This window comes from Microcoleus sp. T2B6 (genome assembly GCF_036700475.1).
Taxonomy (GTDB): domain Bacteria; phylum Cyanobacteriota; class Cyanobacteriia; order Cyanobacteriales; family Microcoleaceae; genus Microcoleus.
In genome coordinates, this window is sequence record NZ_JAUBOZ010000134.1 from 1 (window position 1) to 16,867 (window position 16,867).

The 16,867-nt window shown below is 49.5% G+C and carries 23 protein-coding genes; 13 read left to right on the forward strand and 10 right to left on the reverse strand.

Translation table 11 applies throughout. The features are described from left to right. The coding region (locus QUA00_RS32815) for a hypothetical protein (protein WP_333412606.1) at window positions 1-228 on the forward strand (228 nt) is incomplete at its 5' end. Between the two features lie 191 nt (window positions 229-419). On the opposite strand, the gene QUA00_RS32820 is transcribed toward QUA00_RS32815, so the two are convergent. Beyond that, window positions 420-890 carry a hypothetical protein gene (locus QUA00_RS32820; RefSeq protein ID WP_333412608.1) on the reverse strand — a complete coding sequence of 157 codons (471 nt, stop codon included), beginning with the start codon at window positions 888-890 and terminating at the stop codon, window positions 420-422. Window positions 891-979: 89 nt separating this feature from the next. Continuing rightward, window positions 980-1,291 carry a hypothetical protein gene (locus QUA00_RS32825; protein WP_333412610.1) on the reverse strand — a complete coding sequence of 104 codons (312 nt, stop codon included), beginning with the start codon at window positions 1,289-1,291 and terminating at the stop codon, window positions 980-982. Between the two features lie 212 nt (window positions 1,292-1,503). On the opposite strand from QUA00_RS32825, the gene QUA00_RS32830 reads away from it, so the two are divergent. From QUA00_RS32830 to QUA00_RS32845, 4 genes are all read left to right on the forward strand, one after another. Continuing rightward, window positions 1,504-1,848, forward strand: a complete 345-nt coding sequence (locus QUA00_RS32830; RefSeq protein ID WP_333412612.1) for a hypothetical protein — start codon at window positions 1,504-1,506, stop codon at window positions 1,846-1,848. A gap of 74 nt (window positions 1,849-1,922) precedes the next feature. Beyond that, a complete protein-coding gene (locus QUA00_RS32835) occupies window positions 1,923-2,468 on the forward strand; it encodes a hypothetical protein (RefSeq protein WP_333412614.1) in 546 nt (181 codons plus the stop codon). 222 nt (window positions 2,469-2,690) lie between these two features. Continuing rightward, window positions 2,691-3,443 (forward strand): hypothetical protein, encoded by a 753-nt coding sequence (locus QUA00_RS32840; protein ID WP_333412616.1) that lies wholly within the window; start codon window positions 2,691-2,693, stop codon window positions 3,441-3,443. A 91-nt stretch (window positions 3,444-3,534) separates the two neighbouring features. After that, complete coding sequence (locus tag QUA00_RS32845) at window positions 3,535-4,416, forward strand: tyrosine-type recombinase/integrase (protein WP_333412618.1); 882 nt, start codon at window positions 3,535-3,537, stop codon at window positions 4,414-4,416. Between the two features lie 255 nt (window positions 4,417-4,671). On the opposite strand, the gene QUA00_RS32850 is transcribed toward QUA00_RS32845, so the two are convergent. From QUA00_RS32850 to QUA00_RS32885, 8 genes are all read right to left on the reverse strand, one after another. Then, window positions 4,672-4,809 (reverse strand): hypothetical protein, encoded by a 138-nt coding sequence (locus QUA00_RS32850; protein WP_333412619.1) that lies wholly within the window; start codon window positions 4,807-4,809, stop codon window positions 4,672-4,674. Between the two features lie 307 nt (window positions 4,810-5,116). Further along, complete coding sequence (locus QUA00_RS32855) at window positions 5,117-6,160, reverse strand: hypothetical protein (RefSeq protein WP_333412621.1); 1,044 nt, start codon at window positions 6,158-6,160, stop codon at window positions 5,117-5,119. Window positions 6,161-6,206: 46 nt separating this feature from the next. Further along, window positions 6,207-6,764, reverse strand: coding sequence for a hypothetical protein (locus QUA00_RS32860; RefSeq protein WP_333412623.1), 558 nt, complete (start codon window positions 6,762-6,764; stop codon window positions 6,207-6,209). Then, window positions 6,757-10,080: an AAA family ATPase gene (locus QUA00_RS32865; protein WP_333412625.1), complete on the reverse strand. Its 3,324-nt coding sequence runs from the start codon at window positions 10,078-10,080 to the stop codon at window positions 6,757-6,759. Before QUA00_RS32865 ends, QUA00_RS32860 begins: the two co-directional genes overlap by 8 nt. Continuing rightward, window positions 10,080-10,499 (reverse strand): hypothetical protein, encoded by a 420-nt coding sequence (locus QUA00_RS32870; protein WP_333412627.1) that lies wholly within the window; start codon window positions 10,497-10,499, stop codon window positions 10,080-10,082. Before QUA00_RS32870 ends, QUA00_RS32865 begins: the two co-directional genes overlap by 1 nt. Continuing rightward, entirely contained in the window at window positions 10,477-10,668 is a 192-nt protein-coding gene (locus QUA00_RS32875) for a hypothetical protein (RefSeq protein ID WP_333412629.1), read from the reverse strand. The genes QUA00_RS32870 and QUA00_RS32875 overlap by 23 nt, the downstream gene beginning before the upstream one ends. Before the next feature lie 310 nt (window positions 10,669-10,978). Next, window positions 10,979-11,182 (reverse strand): hypothetical protein, encoded by a 204-nt coding sequence (locus tag QUA00_RS32880; RefSeq protein ID WP_333412631.1) that lies wholly within the window; start codon window positions 11,180-11,182, stop codon window positions 10,979-10,981. Then, on the reverse strand, window positions 11,182-11,418 hold the full coding sequence (locus QUA00_RS32885) for a hypothetical protein (protein WP_333412633.1): 237 nt from the start codon (window positions 11,416-11,418) through the stop codon (window positions 11,182-11,184). The genes QUA00_RS32880 and QUA00_RS32885 overlap by 1 nt, the downstream gene beginning before the upstream one ends. Window positions 11,419-11,654: 236 nt before the next feature. On the opposite strand from QUA00_RS32885, the gene QUA00_RS32890 reads away from it, so the two are divergent. The 8 genes from QUA00_RS32890 (at window position 11,655) to QUA00_RS32925 (ending at window position 16,735) form a co-directional block, all read left to right on the forward strand. After that, complete coding sequence (locus tag QUA00_RS32890; RefSeq protein WP_333412635.1) at window positions 11,655-12,638, forward strand: ParM/StbA family protein; 984 nt, start codon at window positions 11,655-11,657, stop codon at window positions 12,636-12,638. Then, window positions 12,639-12,875 carry a hypothetical protein gene (locus QUA00_RS32895; protein WP_333234192.1) on the forward strand — a complete coding sequence of 79 codons (237 nt, stop codon included), beginning with the start codon at window positions 12,639-12,641 and terminating at the stop codon, window positions 12,873-12,875. Between the two features lie 2 nt (window positions 12,876-12,877). Next, window positions 12,878-13,267, forward strand: a complete 390-nt coding sequence (locus tag QUA00_RS32900; protein ID WP_333412637.1) for a hypothetical protein — start codon at window positions 12,878-12,880, stop codon at window positions 13,265-13,267. Continuing rightward, entirely contained in the window at window positions 13,260-13,496 is a 237-nt protein-coding gene (locus QUA00_RS32905; protein ID WP_333234165.1) for a hypothetical protein, read from the forward strand. The genes QUA00_RS32900 and QUA00_RS32905 overlap by 8 nt, the downstream gene beginning before the upstream one ends. Before the next feature lie 77 nt (window positions 13,497-13,573). Beyond that, window positions 13,574-14,242 carry a hypothetical protein gene (locus tag QUA00_RS32910; RefSeq protein WP_333234166.1) on the forward strand — a complete coding sequence of 223 codons (669 nt, stop codon included), beginning with the start codon at window positions 13,574-13,576 and terminating at the stop codon, window positions 14,240-14,242. Window positions 14,243-14,276: 34 nt separating this feature from the next. After that, window positions 14,277-14,744, forward strand: coding sequence for a hypothetical protein (locus tag QUA00_RS32915; RefSeq protein ID WP_333412639.1), 468 nt, complete (start codon window positions 14,277-14,279; stop codon window positions 14,742-14,744). After that, window positions 14,731-16,290 (forward strand): type IV secretory system conjugative DNA transfer family protein, encoded by a 1,560-nt coding sequence (locus QUA00_RS32920; RefSeq protein ID WP_333234169.1) that lies wholly within the window; start codon window positions 14,731-14,733, stop codon window positions 16,288-16,290. The genes QUA00_RS32915 and QUA00_RS32920 overlap by 14 nt, the downstream gene beginning before the upstream one ends. Next, window positions 16,280-16,735, forward strand: coding sequence for a hypothetical protein (locus tag QUA00_RS32925; protein ID WP_333412641.1), 456 nt, complete (start codon window positions 16,280-16,282; stop codon window positions 16,733-16,735). Before QUA00_RS32920 ends, QUA00_RS32925 begins: the two co-directional genes overlap by 11 nt. Window positions 16,736-16,867 lie beyond the last annotated feature (132 nt).

Below are 16,867 nucleotides of genomic sequence, written 5' to 3' on the forward strand. Positions count from 1 at the left end.
CCAACAACTACTCACCCACGGAAAAATCAAATGCTGCAAAACTCTCAACTAAGAAAAGACATCGCCGCGCTGTACGAAATGAAAAAACGACTAGCAAAAACAGCAGAGCCCGATGGCGACACCGCTACCGAATTCGAGCTCGAAGCGCTTAAGGCAGAGGCTGCAATTGCTAAGGCTATCAAAGCTTTGGAGGCCCTAGACGATCTAATTGACGACCCCGCGCGGTAAACCCGATCGCCCAAACCCCTAACCGCTATACTGCAATCATTGGGGCAAAGGATGAAATACCAATTGCCAATTACCAATTACCGATTACCCCATCGTGTAAAAGCTCCCCTGATATTTTCGGTCAGGGGGGCTTTTTGTTTTGGGGTGCGATCGAACAAACAAAAAAACCCGGTATTAACCGGGTACGATTCTTAAACCCTGGGATGTGTACTCCAGAACTCTTCAATTATCCCAACCATCGCATCAGCATCACCTAAGCTAGCCTTCGATTTTGGATTCTTGGCTTTCAACTGATTGAGCAAGTCGGCTGGCTCTGGTAACTCAATTTCAGTCGCTGGCTGCTGCTTAGAGGCTTCTAATTCCTCCCGCAAATTGCCTATTTCCAATCTCAGTCGGGATTCTGCGGGGTTGGGCTTCAAACTATACCCGCGCTCTAACTCCCGTATCTTATCCGCTTGCTTGAGCATGGTTGCCTTGGCATCTGCTAGCTCGTCTCTGGCGTCGCTCAATTCTCGCTGCCAGCGGGCTTTCTCAACCTCCATCGCCCGCCCTTCCCGATGCAGTTCTGCTGCATATTTTTTGGTTTCTTTCTTGAGTTGGGCTAGTGTGGCCAATGGCAATTGACGTTCGTCGCACTCGTCTGCGAGTGTTGCCAGGTGCAATCGCGCTTCTGCCAGTTCGTTTTGGGCTGTGGTTAAATCAGCGCGGGTTTTTTCTAATTCTTGCCTGAGCGATTCATCGGTGCGATCGGTCAGGCGGCTAACTCCCCCAATTCAGTCCTCAGTTGTTCGATCGCGCCCGACATCTTCCGCTCAACAATTTCGGCAATACGCTGATCTAAGCTGTCGGGTATGTCGCTGGCTGTGTTACCCGGTGTGTTACCCGGTGTGGTGCTAGGTGTGCTGCTTTCTACCCCGAAAAATTGTGCCAGCGCTTTATTGACCGCCGCCGAATACATCAGCCCTTTTTTAGATTCCAGCCCGTTATCAGTACAAAACTTGCTCAGCGCATCCTCTACAGCTTTATCAAGGTATACGGCGATATGTTTCTTATCGGTTGCCATGTATGTTACCCATCGGTCAGTACAACATCACGATAACATACCTAATAGACAAGTAACACACTATAAGTTTTAAGTATGTCTTGGTAACACACTATAAGTTTTTTGTATGTTACTGGTATTGTATTTAATACAATACCTTGCTATATTGGTAACATACCAAGCGAAGGGCAACCGACACAGCCCGCGCTACACACCACACCGAACCTGGAAAAATGAATATCGAACACAGCCTTATCTCCACCGCGCTGCTAGCACTTCAACAGCAAGGTGAGCTCAAGTACACCGGGAAGCTCGGCGACATTATCCCCCACAGCGGCTTCTACAAATCGGTGCTTTACCTCGATAGCGACAAACTCGGAAAATTCAACATTCTGGTTTACATGACATCGAAATCGCCTACTGGGTTTGGCGTCCGCGTCACTGCTACCGCTGAAGTCCCAGAACTGCTTCTGACCGATCGCCACCTCGAAAGCTTTGAAGATTTCGAGAACGAAATCGACCGCGACTATAGCATCGCAGCAACCAAAGCCAGCCGCCGACGCCAACTAGGCAAATAACCAACCGGGAGGGGTAACACCCTCCACCCCCCGCTTCACCTATTCACTCACTACACACCACAGGAAAAATCACCATGCAATTACTAGCCGCCAAATTCAACCAAATCGCTTCAGCCATTGACGCCACTAACGCCCAAATTGCAGCCCTGCAAGCCAAGCTTTCCGAACTTCAGGAACACCAGCAACAACTACTTTCAGTCGAGCAAGCTTGTCAGAGTGCGATCGCACAAATCGGAACCGCGCTGAGTATGCTCAATCATGTTGACCCCAGCGAAATCGGCACATTCAAAGCGGCGGTTGACGCGCAATTCGGGACTGATGCGATCGCATTCTTGGAACCCGCCACACCTGAACCAGCGGAACCGATCGAGCCTGAACCGACAGCGCCAACAGCACCGGAACCCACCACAATGACCGACACCGATCCAGTGATTGACGTTGACGCCACGACGGAACCCGCGCCAGAGATGGATGTCGAGCAAGCGCTGGCTAATATGCCCCTACCTACTCTGCGGTCACTGGCTAAATCCAAAAAAGTTGATGCTCGCGGAACAGCAGCCAATATAACACGGAGACTCAAGGCGATAGTTACACCGGCTGACCTGCGGGCGATCGGCTAAGCGGTTGAGAGGGCCGTCCCTCTCTGGCTGAAAGCATGGGTAACATACTGCTAGTAACACACTATAAGCGGTATCTCATACTTTAGTAACACACCATAAGTTATCTGTATGTTACTGGTATTGTATATAGTATTGTACAAAGCTATGATGGTAACATACCAACAAACCACCGCCCGAAGTTTACGACGCCTAGAGCGGTGGTCTAGCCCCAGAGGACTAACAATGAAACTAGCACAAAGAGCTACAGCAACGATCGCCCGCCCCGTCAAATTCTCCAAACCAGCACCTAAACCCCAAATCTGGGAAGATGCAACAGCAGAAGCCCAACCAGGCGATTACATCCGCAAACCGTTTTGCCCGATCGCCCGCGTAGTCGGCAAGGAAATTTTGGCAGACGGCCGCACCTGCCTAATCGTCACTTTTCCCGGCTGTCACGATCGGCACGTCGAGGAATGGGTACTGCCAGCGGTCGAAGTCATCGCACCCGCCGCAGCACCCGCACCCGCAGTCACCCGCGCACCTTCAAAACCCGCAGCAGCAAGCCACGCAACCACCACAGCAGCAGTTACCCGCGCAGTTATCCCCGCACCAACCGCGATCGAAACAGACAACCAACCGCCGGGCCGTGGCGATGGACGCGGACGGCTTGGGCCGATCGCCCATAAGAAGCTTCTGCCGTCGCTGGTAGCTATCAAGCGCATCAGTTCTGATATTCCTGCCTCCAACTTCGATCAGTTTGAATTGGAAGTGTTGGGCGAGCTTAGTCTGGCGATCGGCGGCTTCGTGGTTCCCCCGGTGTTGGTGCGAGACAGTAGCGGGTACAAGGTTATCAGCGGCCATCTTCAATATCACGCCGCAGTTCTGGCCCGGCGACTTAATCCGAGAGCGGGTGAGACTATACCGGCGATCGTCCTTGAGGAAGAAAATCAGTCGGCGGCCCTCAACCAACTTAAACGGCTGAAGTTTGCGGCCTAGATTTAGTTGCCCCAGTCTCGAATGGCTGGGGCTGTTTAAAGTCGCTCAATCTTACATAACAGCGCTAATGTAATATTCGGGAATGCCCAAAATGACTCTCGCAGTTTCCAATCCACCCGCCCCACAAGTCATCGCCCCCGGCACTGCCACTGCCCAATTAATTGATTTATGGGTACACGGCAAGTCCAAAAATACGGCGGCTCTCTACCGTCGTGTTGCCAATTTGTTACTGACTACCATTGACAAACCCCTTCAGTGGCTTACTCTGCAAGATTTTCAAAGCTTCTCTGATACCTTAGAAGGAAAGGAGCTATCCCCTTCCTCCCGTCGCACCTATATATCTGTTGTGAAAAGTCTCCTAAGTTTCGCGCACCGCACGGGACTCATCCCGGTTAACGCCGCCGCTGCTTTGACTACCCCGAAGCCCAAGGATACTCTCTCCCAGAAAATCCTGTCTGAGCTCGAAGTGATGACGATGATTGCCCTGGAACCGTGCGATCGAAACAAGTTGATTCTCAAGACTTTCTATTACGCCGGACTCCGGGCCTCGGAATTGTGCGATTTGAATTGGGAAGACTTGACCCCCAACGGTGAAAGCGGCCAACTTCTGATTTATGGCAAGGGTGGCAAAACTCGTGTGGTTCTACTTCCTGCGTCTCTGTACCGGGAAATTCTGAACAGCAGAGGGGACGCTGGGAATTCTGATCCCATTTTCAGGAGTCGGAAAGTGGCTAACGGCGGGCGCTTGCACAGGGTTTCGGTAACGCACTTGGTCAAGGAAGCTGCTAAACGCGCGGGAATTTCTGAGAAGACTAGCGCTCACTGGCTCCGGCACTGCCACGCATCCCACGCGCTAAACCGTGGGGCCCCGATTCACTTGCTTAGCCAAACTTTGGGTCATGCTTCCGTTGCCACAACTTCTAAATACTTACACGCCAAACCCAACGACAGCAGCGGACTGTATCTGATGTAGCGGCAAGGGTTTGGGGCCGTCACTCAGGACATTACCCTATCCTGATGTAGCATCGAGGCCGATCGCACCCGCCGCAATTAATACAATTAATACAGTCACCGCACCCGCCCAAACACTGTAAAACTGTAAAAACTGTATTAATTGCGATCGCGGTACGGCGGGCGATCGGGGGCAATGAGTAAAGTAAAGCTGAGTAAATTAAAGTAAAGCAAATTACAAATAAAGTAAAGTAAATGAAAATAAAATTAAATAAACTTAAATAAACTCCGCTTCCTCTACCTCTTCCATATCAGGCGGCTCTATCCCCAAAATATGCGATCGCAATAATGCCGCCGTCTCTGGGGTTAATCCCCGGCCGCGCTGTTCATCCGGTCGATCGGGTCTAAAAGTCAAAATAAGTCAAAATAAATCAAAATAAGTCAACAGCAGGATAAAGTTACGGCGATCGGCTTGGTTAGCTTTCGTTAGCTTTCGTTAATTTTCGTTAGCTTTCGGGTATGAAAAAGTATGAAAAAATATTAGTTTTTATTAGTTTTTATTAGTGTTCCAATGGAAAAATATGTCTTTTCATGCAAATTTATGTCTTTTCATGCTGTCCCATGAAAAGACATAAGCTGCTCAAACCAGGCAGTCACAGCCTCGCCGACCACCGCCAGAACATCCGCTGCTGTCAGGTTTCCGGCATCGATCAGCTTGTGGGTTAGGCTAGGACACTTTGCGACACGGTACAACACGCGCGATCGTGATATTGCTGGATTTTGCGTACTTGCAAAGGAATTTTTGACGGTTGCCCCATTATCCCTAAATCCCACGCCACAGCGTTAATGGAGTTCGATTGCGCGCGCCAAGGCTTAGGCTCCAGTCTCGCCCGGAAAGTGCCCTGCGTTTTGCACAGTTGGGCAAACAATGGGTCGGCGTCAAGTTTGTCAAAAACTTCTGCCACATCTTTTCCCCGCGCGTCCCAAGTTCGGGACAATTCAAGCAACCTGAGCCCGTTTTTTGTTTTATAAACCTGAAAAGCCAGTCCGGAATACTTGGTAAATGCTTTAATCAGATTCACAGCCGATTTGATATCCCCGCCGAATCGCGATCGGCAACTCATGTCCTCCCCCTCGATGTCGATATCCACAAACATTACGGAAGGGGAATTAAGTACCAGAACCCCGTAAGAGTTTCGAGTTACGATGCCGTCGGCACCGACACGTTGCACGATCGGCTCTATCAAGGCATCGTACTCACTACCAAACGCGACATTGTACCAAGTGCTATCCATCCCAAAAATAGCGCTTTGCACCGCGAGATTTTCTTGTTCCGACAAGTACGGAAGCCTGAACAACAAATGCTTCTCCAGCAGGGATAGCTGGGGATTCCATTTAATTACTGATTCAGGATTGAGATTTAAAATCACCCCTTCTACTACATCCTTAACTTGCTCAATCGCCCGTCGTTTATCGTGCTTAGACTGCGTAATATCAGGAACTCGATAGGCAGCCACCAATCTCCGGTTTAAGAACAGTAATTCCTCCCGCAACTCATCCACGTCGGGGAGGTCGGGCTCGAACGAAGACCTGAATACGGACATGGGAGCTTCCAATTTTTCAAGTTTTCGGTTCGCGGTTGCGATCGCCAATTTGGCCTGAGAAATTTGATATTCTCGGTTATTCGTGATTCGGTCGGTGGCGAGCTTGATCAAGGTGCGGCTTGCAAACAGGTAAGTGCGATGGAATTCGAGAAAAGTTTTCATGGGGTAACTCAAGTATTTGGGTAAACGACGGGTGTGGGGAGTTCGCCTAAAAGCCACAGTCAAGGGAATCTATCAAGCCTTCGCCGTGTTTTAGTTGCCACAATTCGCCTATCCGATCGCGCACAATTGCGTCCTCAGTCACTAGCCAAGCGTTTATGGTAGTAGCGTCGTATTTAGTCCCCGGTGCTTGCCAGCCAAACATCTGGGTGAGTAGGTTTTGCAGTTGTTCGCCATAAAATTCGTCCCACCAAACTGTTGCAATTTCTCGCATCTTCTTGGCGTCGGCTGGGGTTATTGGTGTTTCCGGTGCTGGTTCTGGTTCTGGTGTTGTCGCGGGTGTTGTTTCCGGCGCGGGTTCCGGCAGCGCGATCGGCGGCAGTGCTAACAGTTCTTTAAAATTCTGTTGCTCGGTGTCGGTGAGGTCGGCCCAGATTTGCGCGCGATCGGCATAACCAGAAGCGCAAACTTCGGCGAGTACATTTTTGATGTCGAGGGCTGTTTGGCGATCGTTGCTAGCAATGGCGGTACGGATGAACTCTAAGCATTCGGTGTGGGTGTCGGGGTCTAGTTGGGAGGGCGATCGAACGGCGATAGCATTATTCATCTTCAGCCCCCTCCCCTGCTAATTCAATCTGAGAGGCAGAGAGAGAAAGTCGCTCACCGCTGTACAGCCGCACCCCATACTTCCCGATATTTCTCTTGGGCTCGATCGACGTGATTTCTCCAAGATGCCCTTGATACTGGCCACGCCGCATCGCTACACGCACCCGATCGCCCACTTTGAATTCTGTCGCTGGTGTTGGTTCCAGTGTCGGTTCTGATGCTGGCGCGGGTGCTGGTGTCGGTTCTGGTGTCGGTTCTGGTGTTGGTTCTGGTGTTGGTTCTGGTGTTGTCTCTGTGGTTTCTGCGGGAAGTGCGATCGGTTCAGTCTCTGGCTCTGCCTCTACAGGTTGCGGCTCCGACTTTTTGCCCCCGGTGGTTATGGCTAAAATCCTTCTGCAAGCTTCGTTCTCTGCATCGCTTAGGCGAGCTTTTACTTTTTCGAGAAGGTGGCGTGATTTCTTGTTGATGTACCGAATGTATCCTAGGATTTTTTCTTCATCATTCTCTGCAATTCGTTGTTTTAGCGCACCAACTATTGTCTTTACCAATTCCGCATCAGGTTCAGGTTCCGGCGGCGCTGTTGTCGGTGCTGTTGGTGTTGTTTCCGGTTCCGGCGGCACGATCGAAACTTGGTTTGATGGTTGAGGCTCGTTACAAATGGAAGTGCATTTTACCTCCCCCCCCCCTTGTGACAGTGGTAATTTGCTATCTATCTCTGAAACCTTTTCCTCACAATGGTTTGCAGTAGATAGCACCTCGGATTGAACTGTCACAGTGCTATCTATTGCTATGTATCTGCTATCTATGTTGCTATGTATCTGAAACCTATGCTCTATAGGGTTTTCAGATTCATAGATAGCATTTGGTAGTGATATAGGGGGGGGAGGGGGGGGAGGAGATTTTTCCGCCTGAATGTGGGGTAAAGAATATAGGGTAAATCGTTTGTTACCCGGTGCTGGTGCCGCACTAATAACTTTTTTGCCAACCATTCGGTTAAGTTCGGAGTAAACCGAGCCACGCTTTTCTGTTAGTTCTGTTGTCTCAATAATTTCTGGGCCAGATAGCGGTCTGTTGTGTTTTTCGAGAGCTCGCAAGATTCGTTCTCGGATGGTCTCTCTTTGTTGTGCCGCTTCGGCTTCCTCTCCTGCTAGTCCGTGACAGATCCAAGAATTATTTTCGAGATTTAGTTCAATGTCTAGTGTTTGACCTTCTGCATCTCTTGGGAAGCACGAAAAAATACGCTTTGGGTCTTTGGGGTCGATGATCAGTTTTTTTGAGTTGTTAGGGTCTTTCTTTGGAATGTGGTCAACTTGCCACACACCCCAAACGCTACCAGCAATCGCACTAGAACCGCGCAACCTGTCAACGCCTAGTGCATCGGCATTTTTGTTACTGTGATGAATTAGAACGCCAGCGGCACCGTAACGAGTTAAAAGTTCTTTGAGGGCGTAGATATTATCGGAAAACTCAGCAGAATTTTCCGATATGGTGCTACCTTTGCAAATACGCTTGAGGCTGTCAATAATAACTACATCCGGGCGGTAATCTTCCAAGAAAGTCTCAAGTTTTGCTGTTTGGGTGATATCCCATTGGGGCAAGACTTTTATGTTGTCGTTATCTTGCAGCCGGAATCCCCGCTTTAGCAGCTTTGACCGTGTGCTATTTAGGGACTCATCGACTGACACCAAGAGGACTTTGCCCATCTTGATATTTTGTCCTAAGAATTTTTCTTCGCCCGTAGCCGTGCAAAAAGCAAGGTCTACTGCTAGCAAGGATTTCCCTACTTTGGGACTTGCGCTCAAAATCACCGTTTCGCCACATGGCAAAAGCTCGGGGATAATCCATTGCAAACCTTCGGATTGAAGATTAAAAACCTCACTTAAGCTCCATAGCTGTGACTCTGGCGTGGTAGTGCGTTCTTTCATCTGCACTATATTTCGCTCGATTACTGCCCGTTGAAGTTGGTATTTGGGCGCAATCTGAGCTATTCGCCAGTCTCGTTCCACGGGATCGGCAATCGCCATGATATAGAGCAATTCAGATTTGTACCGTTGCAAATCTAAGTCTTTTTTGATAGGGCGGATGATTTTGTGTTCCCAAGCATACTCGCCCATTCCTGCCGAATGCCGCACTTCTTCAAGTTTGATATTGGTGGTGAGCTCATCACGCTCCGATCGCAGTATTTCCCGTGCTTGGTTAGCCGCTTCCAGCATGGATAATTTAGTGCTGTTTTGTGGCTTGTGGTTCGATCGCTTGCTGCGGTCTTTATCCCCAAATTCCTGCCAGTACCAGCTTTTTATGCAGTTTTCTACAGCATCGGGAGAAGCCTTACTAATACTTGCCGATGGATTTGAGCCTTCTGCCGATTTCCAGATTCCCTCCCATTCTTTCTCGCCCCAGCCGCCACCGGGCGAGCATCGGCGGCAAGCATCAATAAATAGAGTGTACGCATCATCGCTCGTGCTTTGCCCCAGTTTTGCAAAATCGTTAGCAGTCCCGATTAAATCTCTGGCGAGAGTTGCCATTGACGTGTTGCGTTGGGCCGCGACTCCTTGTAGCAGGCTCTTATTTTCTTTACCTAGGGAGCATAGCAGAGGTACTGGCATCGGCACCGGTACTCTTATCGCTTCGTAAGAATCAGGCTTCTCTGATGTGTAAAATGCTTGCGGTTGTGGTTTCTGCTGAAAAAGTGTCGGCTCTGGTTTTTCTGGTGTTGGGATGATCGCCCTTAATTCTTCGTATTCGTACCGCCTGCCGGAGTTGGTGATGATCAATGATTGATTACCGCTAGAGTGCCACGCACCCGCCAGTCGCATTACTCGGCTGGCATTTTTGATTGAGCGATCGGCGTCAGCAAAATTAAGTAATTCGGCTTGAAGTGGCCGCCATTTTTCGATTGCCACAGGTTCATCAAATACCCAGTACGAGTGGATCGATTTTCCCCCGGTGTCAACTTGCAGTGTGGGTTCTGGCAATCCTAAGCCTTTCCACAATTCAATCTGAGCAGCCTTGTCTAGGTTGTCGTGTTCGTAAAATATGGCGCGTCCGGTGCTAACATCGTCGTTTTTGTGTCCACCGCCGTTGACCACTAAATAAATCCCCCGGCCGTCCGCTTGAAAGTTGGTAGCCTGTGTGATTAATTGGTCAAGGCTGGTTGCTTCAGCTTTCCGTCCTTTGTCTTCGGCCTTGCGTGGATCTGTATCGGGGAAGAAGGCACGTAGGAAAACTCGATCGCCTCCTTTGTAACCCAATGCGGCTAGCTGTTGCCGGACTTGCTCGCGATCAATAGTTCGGGTAAACGCTTGTGTCGTATCCACTACGCCGCACCCCCGATCGCTGCAAAGGTGGATGCAGAAACTTGCTCAAACTTGGTCAAGGCTTGACTAAACTTGCCAAAGCCAGGTACAATGGGATTCATAGCGGGTGAGTCTCCGTAACAGCTTCCCGCGACGTAACCAAAAAGAAACCGGAATATAATCAACAGATTCATAGCGGGTGAGTCTCCGTAAAGTTGACCCGCTACACCTATATTTAAGAGAGGCTGTACTCTATTCACTGTTGTCAGCAATTTGCCGACAAACTGCTGACAACAGTAAAAAGTACGGTACATTGAAATTAGTAATATTAATTGTTTTGCTGTGCCTCTCCAAAGGTGCAGCGATTTTTTTATCTTGGAACGATCGGAAATAATGCCTGCCAGCAAGGTGTAAGCCCTACACGGCAATAGATGCGGCATCTTGGAGATGCTTTTCTAAATGTTTAATGTAAGTTTTTACAGCTTGCTTAGTGAATTTAGAAGCCGATAAATCAAGTATTTCAGCTTTGCTATTTATCAGTTGATATTCAGCTTCGGTGAGATACATGGTTACACTTTTTATATTCCGCTCCCACTTTTGCTGTTGCATTTTTTCTACCTCGCATCACTTACCAATAATTTACCGCATATTTCATCGTTGCGTCAAATTTATTGCTCTAAATTTGGGCAATTTGTCTCGATCGCGCGATATTGGCGCAATTCGAGACACAAAATCCCAGAATCCAGGCAGCGGGCGATCGGACAGCCTCGGACAGCCATCGCGTCTTTGTCTAAAAAATTAGCTATCAGAGTAGATATCCGGGATAACAAATATTAGCCGATCGCCCATTGCATTTTTCCGGTATAGGGTGTATTTTGCGGAATTGCAAAAATTAAATGCACAAAAGATGGTTCGGGAATTAGAGCGATCGACCGAGAAAAACTTGATCGGCGATCGAGTTTATCTGGCTGCAAAAATGCAAGAGAAAAGGCGGAGAAATACAAGCAATTACAAATAAATGCAAATAAAGTAAAGCTGATCGCCCCAACTCCCAAACTCCCCACACCGCCGATCGCCACATTCCTCGCAGTCGGCACGGGCGATCGCACAATCCGCTAGACATTAACTAGATTTTTCACCCTTAGAGGGCCGACCTCGCTTGGCTACAGCCTTGGTGGCAGTTCTAGTTGTGGTTGGTTCGGGTTCGGACGATGTAGGATTCCGTTTCCAATATTCTGCAATAGCCTCACCAAGTAGGATAGCTGCCATCTGGCTCTTAGTCCTGAGTTCTCGATCGGCTATCTTTTCTAGGGCTTCCCAAGTTTCGTCGGGAATGATGGCGTTTAACTTTCGGCTCATTTTTTAGTTCATATATCAGTTATCTCCCTACATCATCGTATGTTCTGCTAACTTTTGTTACGTCCTGTTTTAATTGAATCATGTTTAAACAGGATATACTATGATATAGTAACAGACATAGACGCAACAGAGCCAACTCAGAACGTAAAACAGCCATCTGTACCAGCCCGTGCGGTTGTTCTGAAGCTGACTCTAAAAGCGCCTCAAACTCTTACGCCACAAGGCAAAACTGAACCATGCAAACTGAATACAGAACTACCACGCTTGGCTCTATGCAGCCACACCGCGCCGTCGTGCGTCCCGTGTTGGCTGTTGACCCTGGCAATCGTTTCACCAAGTGGATCGACGGTTCCACAGTCCGCTGCATCCCTTCCTATGTGAAGGAATTAGCCGACTGGGAGGAAGGGGGAAGCGATTCCCAAAGCTATGAAATCGCCCTCGATGGCAAGCGTTATTTAGTCGGTCGGCTCGCTCAACTTATGGGCGGACTGCCAGCATTCGAGGGCGGTAAAGCTGACTTGGCTCATCTGCTAATCTTGCCCGCCCTTGCCTCAGATTCCCCGCAGCGGATCGAACGCTTGGTCATCCCGACGCCAGATTCCCGCAACCAACAGACGATCGCCAAACTGAAGGAACTCGAAACCACGATCGAATTCTCGGTCAACGGTCTGGACTGCTTAACCACAATTCGATCGGTATCTGCGGTTGATGAGTGTCGCGGTGCTTACGACTTGGCGCTTGGACGATCGATGTGGCGGTATCCCCAAAACCCGAACGGCATCCTTGATATCGGCGGCGGAACTGCGATCGCCCGTTTGTTTGCCCCCGGCGGCGCGTTGTTAAGGGATGCCGATATTGTCTTACCGGGAACGTCTTACGTTGCTCAAAAAGTTGCAGCAGCCATTCTGCCAAAGGTGGGAAACACTGCCGACGCGGGCATCATCATGGATGCGATCGCAACTGGCAACTACCACTATGGATCGACCGACATCGACTTTAGCCGCGAGTTTGTCGCCGTCCGCGACTCTTGGGTATCTGACATCAGGCAGAAACTAAAAGCGAACTGGTCAAAATACTTACCCTCTCTCGGTGAGCTAGTTGTAATCGGCGGTTCTGCCAGCTTATTACAACCAATGTGTGAGGCTTCAAAGGGCCGCTTTAAGGTCGCGCCCCGGCCCCAATTTTTCAACCTTTACGGACTCAACAAGGAGACTAACTAAATGGCCCAAACACGCGCCGTGTTGCCCGCCCGGTATGTTCCGTTAGCAGACGAACTCTTGCAGGCAACCGGAGTCAACGACTACTCAACGCTGATCGGAATTCTGCTTTCTCGGTACGGTCAGCACCTTCTCACTACTTGGCAAATTAACAATTGCCCGCAGGCAGCACCAACACATCAGCAGCCGATCGCCCAACAGTCGATCGCACCAGAAACCTTTACACCGATGGAGTTTTAATCATGATTACCGATGAAGACCTGACCCCGATCGACCTTTCGGATTTTTGGGAAGACGAAGAAGACAGCACCGAGGCCCCAGAGCTGACCGCGAGAACTGGCGGTGTTGATCCAGACTATATCCAGCGTCACATTGACCGCATCCCTCACTATGGCGATGATTCGCGGTATCGGCTGGCATCACATTTAGATATGTTCGAGCAATTGAATCCCGACGGCAGTTTGACCGATGAACAGCGGCAAGCGGTGGATAACTTCGCGATCGGTTGGGCGATCGAGCACTTCGAGTCTGGGGAGGGTAACACCGAACTGTCACGTGACAGCATCCTCATTTTAAATGATGATCCAGCGATCGAGCACTTCGAGTCTGGGGAGGGTAACACCGATGCTTAACCTTCACACCTTACGCCCACTGAATGCCGAGCTTGACGAATTTGCGATCGAGATGCCATTCCCCGAATGCCAATACGTCGCCAACGGCCTCGACTTGCCGACAGCTTCCAAACTCGGCAATGCTTACCGGGTAGGCAATTTCATAGAGGCGATCGGAGATGAAGTAGCCGATCGAATTAGTAACCGACTCAACCAAATGCAAAACCGACGGGACGCTCTGCAAAAGTAACCCGCCGGCCTGCAATTCCTCCCCTAGCACGAGCTGGGGGATTTTCAGCACTAAACCGTACTACGCAGAATTTTATCATGATGCAAAAATTCAGAGTAGCCGCCACACCGGGGGCCGCAAAGGTAAGGCAGCAGTTTAACTACGAATCGGGCCCCCTCACCCCAGAGATGGTGAATGCAGCAGCCAAAGAAGCAAAGGTGCTTGACCTTCAGAAACAACTCCGAACAGCCTACAATCGCCACCACGCAAAGATTAGGGCGAACACAGTCGAAGTGGAAAGGCTCACACTCGAAGCCATTGAAAGTGGACTCACAGACAAATTGCAGATTGACAAATATGTAGATAAGGCAATTGTTGCCTCTGCAAACCACGACCAAAAAATCATCAATTTGCAGCAGCAATTGCAGCATGAATTGGGCTTAATCAAGGTTCAAGGAGCTTCTACGCAAACCCTCCAAAACATGGACTTTCGCCAGCGCTTGCTGTTAATCAAGGCGAACCATCAGGCAAAAGGCCAGATACAGCAAAGCAGCTTCCAGCAATCTCTCAAGGCAATCCAAGCATCCCCGCAGCAGGCGATCGCCATGCAACAACGACGGACTGAGTTCAACAATTACATAAACGCCAAAGACTTCGATCCAGTTCCGGCGGTTGGCGGCAGTTCCGGCGGTGGCAACAGTTCGATCGCAAACAATGGCAAAGGCTTCTTAGGTGGGCTTTTTGACTTCTTCTCAGGCAAACGGTAAACCTTAGCGCGGGTCTAAACGGCCCGCTATTTTTATGCTGTCTCAAGACTTTGACTCTTCAGAATTTGACTATTTGAATGCTGGCGACTATACACAACCAGAACAACAAACACAGAAGCAAAAAGATGAAATTGCTAATATTGAACGCTTCTGGAAAATAGCAGGAAACTGGGGAGAATTTGGCGGGTATTTCAGCACTGGTTTAGTCGCAAGCCTTATCGTGCGGGCTATCCCGGTTATCACTCCTGCTGCGGTGATTTTCTTCCCTGCCATTTCTTTAGGCGTGGCTTTATACAGTTTGAGCGCAAACGGTGACGAAAAAATGCGCTGTCAGCTAATCTTGTTAGCCATCGGAACTGCCTTGTTATCAGCCAATTGGGATGCGTGGCTGGCATGGGTAATTGCTAACTCTCAGTTGTTGATTTTTAGCTTTGTAGTAACAGTAATTGTCCTCGGTTTTGTAATTGTAGAAATTTGGAGTAAGCTCAATGCTGGAAAATAGAAACCAAGCAATCGTATCAGGACTTCTGAGTCTGAGCTTTATCGGTTTGGTTGGTGCTGTAGCGCTACCTTTCGACAACAAAGTTGAGTTTAAAATCGGCAACAGAATTGAATCTAGCCCCGCGTGGCTAGTACCTCCAAAGGCTGAATTCAAAGGCATAGAGCGTGGGTACGGCGGCATCAAAATTACTCTTGCTCTATTGGGAGCTGGGGGAATGTGGCTAGTAATGCTCATCGCCCGAAGTGAAGGCAAGTTAGAGCCTGTACGCCAGCGGATTAAGAAGTATCAAGAGAAGGCTTACGAGTTCGGTTTCGCCGCCGAAAGTGCCTATCAAATGGCGACTACGCAGAACAGATACAAGAAGCTTACCGAAGCGGACGAACGGGCATTTGAGGACGAATTGGAAACAGCCTACTGCGAAAGCTTAGGCATCAGCCCACAGGAACAGCAAGCGCTACTGACTGGCACGGCGACTTTAGAAAGTATCAGCAACCCAGGCGACAAGGTGGAATCATCGACAGCAAGGGCGATCGAACCGGAACATCTGGAACAGACAGACGGGCCCAAGATTCCCAAGCTAATCTGGTATCCCTCGGTGCTAGTTTATGGCGCTCCCGGCTCTGGCAAAACTTTCTTCTCTGAGCAAGAAGTCGGCAAGCGTCTCGAAGCGGGGCATCGGGTAATCGTGCTCGATCCTCATGCAGCTTACGGCGCTTGGCAAGGGTGCGAGGTCATCGGTGGCGGTATGGATTATGCGGCTATTGATGCAAAGCTTGCCTGGTTTTCTGAGGAGGTAGCCAAGCGTTACAAGGTTGTCCAAACTACACCTAACCCGAAATTTCAGCCCCTAACGTTTGTCTGTGATGAGTTCACCCGGTGGGGTGGAAAATGCCCAAACTCTACCGACTTTTTCGAGCAATTAGTCACGGATATCCGCAAGGTTGAGATGTTCGGCTTAATCATCTCGCATACGCGAACTCTAGCGGGATTAGCCAATGCTAAAGGGTTCGCGTCTTTGCGGGATGAAGCCTTGCTAGAGGTGGAAATTTTGGGAAACAAAGACGAGGAAACAGGCAGAGCTACGCCACGTTTTGAGGCAAAAATAAAGCTACCGGGACAGCCTTTGTCCGATCGCACATTGGTCAAGCTAACAAAGCATTCGACACCGAACAAACCAGAAGCAACCCCACAAAATACTCCGGCAGAATCTACCACCGACTACCTCAACCGCGTTTTTAAGCTAGAGTTCGATTTGGGCAAACCTGAAACCGAACCCGAAACCGTTTCAGACGAATTTCACACCCTGAAACAACCACACAGTAGCGAATCTAGCGATTCTGGCGCTGTTTATTTCACAGCCTTGAAACTTGACCGCGCAAGGGCGATCGAGCTAATCCTGAAGCTGAAAAATGAAATGAAACACACCCAGACAGAGATAATCTGGATGCTGTGGAATGCCCGCCCTGGAAAAACTAAAGCCTACGAAACGGCTATTTCCGAGTACAAGGAATTGCTGGCAGAAGGGGAAGAAAAGAATGCAAATTAACTCAACCCACACTTACCTAATCTCAGTACACCCGCGCTGGGCTGCTAGCTTCTTCGCTTCTGCTAATCCCAAGTCGATCGAACTGCGTAAAGGCAGTTTTGGAGCCTCGCTAAAACCGGGCGATAATATTGCAATTTACGCCACAATGCCAGTTGCTGAACTGCTAGGAATTGTCCGGGTTTTGAAGCGTGAGATACTACCTATTGATCGACTGTGGCGCGAATCTCAGCAAGGGCAACTGGCAAGGGTATCGCGCCAACAGTTTGATACCTACTATGCGAGTCAGATTTTCGGTGTTGGTGTCTGGGTTAATACCGCCGAACTCTTCCCCAGTCCGATCGCACTCCCCCGACTTCGCCAGAACTGGGGCCATCGCTGGCAGCCCCCACAGCAAATTCAGAAATTAACCGACGATCGGATAATGGCACTGAACATTGATCGCTGAACATTGCCAACATAATCGAGCGCTACTGTGTTAAGCGCCATTTAACGCCGTAGCGCCAACAACTACTCACCCACGGAAAAATCAAATGCTGCAAAACTCTCAACTAAGAAAAGACATCGCCGCGCTGTACGA